The sequence below is a fragment of the Micromonospora yasonensis genome (genome assembly GCF_026013475.1).
GTDB classification, from domain to species: Bacteria; Actinomycetota; Actinomycetes; order Mycobacteriales; family Micromonosporaceae; genus Micromonospora; species Micromonospora yasonensis.
This window is the reverse complement of record NZ_JAPDPH010000509.1, coordinates 1-262: the sequence shown is the minus strand read 5'-3', so window position 1 is coordinate 262 and position 262 is coordinate 1. Positions and strand designations below refer to the sequence as shown.

Sequence of the window (262 nt, the reverse complement as noted above, 5' to 3'; positions counted from 1 at the left end):
GCCCGAAGTCCATGGTGGTCGCCGGCCTCGCCGTCCTCGCCGTCGGGCTCGGCTGGCTCGCCCTGGTCCGCCCGGACGGGACCTTCACCGTCGACGTCCTGCCCGCCTCGCTGGTCGCGGCGCTGGGCATGTCGCTGGCGTTCATCCCGTCGCTCGGCACGGCGATCTCCAGCGCCCGGCCGGAAGAGGGCGGCCTCGCCTCGGGCATCGTCAACACCAGCTACCAGGTCGGCTCGGCGCTGGGCCTGGCAGCGATGACCGC

At 74.4% G+C, this 262-nt stretch carries 1 pseudogene; it reads left to right on the top strand.

The features are described from left to right. Positions 1-262 (top strand): annotated as a pseudogene (locus ONA70_RS36590) (MFS transporter); the annotation flags it as partial.